Here is a 4,244-nt window from a genome sequence, read left to right as displayed (position 1 = left end):
TGGGGGTTATGAAAGATGAAGATGCCGAAGAGAAGATGAAAGCCCACGCCTGGTCTGAGTGTGGCGGTATTATCATAACCGGTGCGAAGGGGCATGAAGAGTATACGGTACTTTCGGTATTTGGATGGGAAAAAAGATGATCGTTTACGGCACAAAGATCATCAGCGATATTGATTTGCCACTTGACCTTACGTACGACACACAAGTACGTTACACACTAGAACTTTCGTCAAATGTTCCTGAAGTTTTACAAAGCGCTATTACCTGTGGATTTTCTTTTTATTGGGCGCATGGACGAGATGTCTACCTATACTCTGATCGGGAATTTAATGGTAGTGATATAGGACAGCCATGGTGCTATGAGGTTGAGGGTGTGGTCCGTTTTTATTGGATAGGTGGTGAACGTACCATCTATTATAAACTGGATGAAGAGGGGAGTGCCGGTTTGCTTGGTTTTTGGCTTATTCATCTTCTATTACCGCTCTACTTCACGCTAGAAGGTATGTATGATTTTTTGCATGCTGGTGCCGTGGAAGTAGAGGGAAAGCCTATTCTTTTTATTGCCCCCTCAATGGGCGGAAAATCGACGATGACGGACTACTTTATCAAGCAGGGGCACACCCTTGTATCGGACGATAAAGTAGCGACTTTTATTGATAACGGCAAGTTTATGGCAGTCGGCTCCCATCCCTATCATCGCCCCTACCGGAAGTTCGAGGAGCTGGGTTACCGTGTTGAGAACTTTATGAGAGAATTCAAAACTATTCATGTTTTTTACGAACTGGAAGCTGCTGCTGAAGATGCGACTGTTATAATTGACGAGATTAATGGGTTTGAGAAGTTTAATACGCTTCTGCCAAACTATCTGTATATGTTCAGTTATCTGAAGCCGAAGCGTCTGAAATATCTATCGCAAATGCTCAACAGTATCAGGGTATTCCGCGTTCAGGTCCCCTGGGATATGGAACGTCTTGCAGAAGTCCACGAAGCACTCTGTCAGCACAGTAAAGGAGTGGTATGAGCGGTATTTTCGGCATCTATAACCGTAACGGTAAGTCGGTCGATAAAAAGACTGTCGATGTCATGCTTGATGCTATGTCCTATTGGGGACCTGATGAAAAGGGGACGTGGATTGATGAGAATGTCGTACTTGGTCATACAATGCTCTGGAACACACCTGAGTCAAAATTTGAACATCAACCCGGTAGGAAGGAACATCTGGTCATCACGATGGATGCAAGGCTGGACAATCGTGATGAACTGGCAGCCCAGGTTGACCTTCCCGATAAGGTAATGGAGGAAATCCCAGATAGCGATTTTATTATGGCAGCCTACAAGAAGTGGGGTGAAAAGTGTCCAAAATATCTGTTGGGTGATTTTGCATTTGCCATCTGGGATGTGCAAAAACAGCAGTTGTTTTGTGCCAGAGATCATATGGGTATTAAACTGTTGCACTACTACCTGAGTGATGAACTGTTTGTCTTTTCAAACGACATTGAAGGTGTGTTGGCACACGAGGAGGTCCCTAAGAGATATGATGATAAAACCATATCTCTATTTTTACGTGACCAGGGTGTTCATACTAAACGGTCGACCTTTTTTGAAAAGATAAAAAAACTGCCGCCGGCGACAACATTGCTCATTACATCTGAGAATATAGTTGAAGAGCAATATTGGTCAATTACAGATATACCCAAAATTTCATTTGATAGTTACGATACATATGTAGAACGACTTAAGGAGCTGTTTGACAATGCTGTTGAGGTACGTTTACGCACTGACTATCCGGTTGTCTCACATTTAAGCGGTGGTATCGACTCTTCGCCGATCGCTGTTCTTGCCGCACGAAAACTGCAAAAGAAAGATCAGCAACTTACGGCATTTAACTGGGTTGATGTTCCTGAGAAAGAAGGTGATTATGAATTTGAATCTTGGAGTCTTAGTCGAAGAATTGCTGATGACGAGAATATAATCCATAAAGAGTTTAGCATTAGTCCCAAAGAAGTAGCCTCTTTCTATGATACCTTTGATTTCATGACGAAAGGCACCATGTACTACTGGCGTGAATATCTAGTTCAAGATCATGCTAAAGAGATGAATGCTAGGACGATATTGACCGGATGGGGCGGTGATGAGTTTATCTCCTATAACGGGTATGGATATGAATCGGGGCTATTCTGGCAAGGAAAAATTGTTGAGGCATTGCAATATTTGTACGCTGAAAAAAGTGAGCGTAAGTATTCATGGATTCGATTTGCACGTCGGTGTGCACGGGAAATGTTTTATCCACTGGTTTATAAGTTATTTGAGCGCACAAATGATATTTATGAGTCAGATGACTATATGTATGTAAAAAAAGATTTTGTGAAGGTGATGAAAAAGTATCAGTTTAAAGAGTTGCCATTTACTCCCGGTGTACGAAAAAGACAGCACGCACTCTTGCGTCATGGTCATCTCCAAGCCCGGGTCGAATCCTGGGAATTGTCTGCTTTTTCAAAGCGAATGGAATACAGATATCCACTTTTAGATAAACGTCTTGTTGAATTTGCCTTGGGTATTCCCGAAGAGATGTTTGCTGTTCGAGAGGGGCACCGTCGATTTTTATGGCGTAAGAGTGTAGAAGATCTTTTACCTCATGATATTGTTTGGTTGGGTAAATATGCTGAGATAAAGATCGAAGCGATGAAAAAAAAATCTTATAGTGAGTCCCTGCGTATTTGGTACGGTAGACATAAACATGATCAACAAGACTTACATAAGAGCAGTTATATAAATTATGCTAAAATTTTATTAACGATGAAAAAATTCGATTTTGATCATTCAGACCCACATTCATTGCGTAAAGTAGTAGTAGCCTTACTATTGACAAAGCGTATGTCTGATCGAATCTGAAAATAAAAGGGATAATCTATGAAAAAAGTATGGAAAAAACCGGCTGTAAAAAAGTTGAATGTAAAGACAACAACATTGTCAGGAAGTACAAAAGGTGTAGAAAAAGGTAATCCGGGTGATTCAAATAAACTTCCAGTCTCGTAATACAACTGAAAATTGATATACAGCTATTAGTTGTTTTATAAAGTCTAGACACTTCTATCAATGTCAGAGAAAGTTTTAACAAATATACGATGATGTGTTACGTACTCAGACATTTTTCGATTCTCTTTGTCAAATAGATATCTCTCATGAACAGTATTGTGTTCACCCTTTAATGCGCGGTAATGTGAATATATATCCGCCTCTTCAAACAGATAATCCGCATGATCGATAACAAATAGTCCATTCGGTTTTAGATAGCTGTCAAGCTCGCTTAACTTGGCATTGAATTTCTCGAATGGATAGATATTACTGCTCTCCACAATGTTCTCTTTTCTGTTTTCCGTTCGCTGCAACACAGCTAAAGCGAAAATAAGATCAAAGGGTCCATATTCGGCCAATGTATTCTTAATTTCATCCGAAAAAACAATCCTACTGTCATTGTTCTGACGGTGGGCTTTTCGAATGTTAGTTTTATTGATGTCAACACCTACAATCTTCGCTTTTGGGAAGTACTTTCTAAGTGTAAAAACCTCTTCTCCTGTGGAACAGCCATAAGAGAGTATAGTCAGGTTTTTCTTGCCTTGCATGAACACGCTACAGGAAGAGAAAAGATCAGGATAGCGGTTGAACTCCGTGTAGTTTGAAATCTGGTGAATATCATGTTTACTAAAATATTTCAATAACAGTAGCGACCTGTGTTTAGGGCTGAACAGTAGTCTAAATGGAATGATAAATGTTCTCCAAAAGAGCAAGAAAAAGATGTAAAATCCTTTTTGCAACGGGTGTTTTGATGTTTTCCATGATTTGATTGTTAGTTTTATCGACATGCCGACATTTTATCGAAATACTTTGTTCTTATAAAACAAAGATCATATAGACAAGGACCTTATATATATGGCAGATGAGTTGTTGTAGAATACAAAAAACAGAAAAGTAGTCATATGAAGTTGAAGCAAAAAATAAATATTTCAGATCAAGTTTTTGCCCAAGAGGTAGATGAGGAAATAGTTTTATTAGATATGAATAGTGAGAACTATTTTGGGCTCGATGAAACAGGTAGTGCAATCTGGCAACAGTTGAGCAAGACAGGAAGTCTGCAAGCAACGTATGACGCCTTGATCGAAGAGTATGAGATTCAACCTGCCCAATTAGAAGCGGATATTTTTGCATTTGTACAGACCCTTGTTGATGCCGGGCTTGTCGAAGTT

The 4,244-nt window shown here is 39.9% G+C and carries 6 protein-coding genes; 5 read left to right on the top strand and 1 reads right to left on the bottom strand.

Features of this window, described 5'->3' with window-relative positions; translation table 11 throughout:
• Positions 1–8: 8 nt before the first annotated feature.
• Genes ABYK33_RS14195 through ABYK33_RS14180 form a run of 4 tightly spaced genes read left to right on the top strand, consistent with a single transcriptional unit; the run spans position 9 to position 3,036 of the window.
• A complete protein-coding gene (locus tag ABYK33_RS14195; protein ID WP_373033945.1) occupies positions 9–140 on the top strand; it encodes a lasso peptide biosynthesis protein in 132 nt (43 codons plus the stop codon).
• A complete protein-coding gene (locus ABYK33_RS14190; RefSeq protein WP_373033944.1) occupies positions 125–1,021 on the top strand; it encodes a hypothetical protein in 897 nt (298 codons plus the stop codon). The genes ABYK33_RS14195 and ABYK33_RS14190 overlap by 16 nt, the downstream gene beginning before the upstream one ends.
• Positions 1,018–2,892 (top strand): asparagine synthase-related protein, encoded by a 1,875-nt coding sequence (locus ABYK33_RS14185; RefSeq protein WP_373033943.1) that lies wholly within the window; start codon positions 1,018–1,020, stop codon positions 2,890–2,892. The genes ABYK33_RS14190 and ABYK33_RS14185 overlap by 4 nt, the downstream gene beginning before the upstream one ends.
• A gap of 18 nt (positions 2,893–2,910) precedes the next feature.
• Positions 2,911–3,036 carry a hypothetical protein gene (locus ABYK33_RS14180; protein WP_373033942.1) on the top strand — a complete coding sequence of 42 codons (126 nt, stop codon included), beginning with the start codon at positions 2,911–2,913 and terminating at the stop codon, positions 3,034–3,036.
• A 44-nt stretch (positions 3,037–3,080) separates the two neighbouring features.
• On the opposite strand, the gene ABYK33_RS14175 is transcribed toward ABYK33_RS14180, so the two are convergent.
• On the bottom strand, positions 3,081–3,863 hold the full coding sequence (locus tag ABYK33_RS14175) for a trans-aconitate 2-methyltransferase (protein WP_373033941.1): 783 nt from the start codon (positions 3,861–3,863) through the stop codon (positions 3,081–3,083).
• A gap of 114 nt (positions 3,864–3,977) precedes the next feature.
• Between ABYK33_RS14175 and ABYK33_RS14170 the strand changes: the two genes are divergently transcribed.
• Positions 3,978–4,244, top strand: a 267-nt coding sequence (locus tag ABYK33_RS14170; protein WP_373033940.1) for a PqqD family protein, incomplete at its 3' end; no start/stop codon positions are given.

The sequence above is a fragment of the Sulfurovum sp. genome, from assembly GCF_041562805.1.
Lineage (GTDB): Bacteria > Campylobacterota > Campylobacteria > Campylobacterales > Sulfurovaceae > Sulfurovum.
Note: the sequence above shows the minus strand (reverse complement) of the source record. Positions and strands in the feature narration are given on the sequence as shown.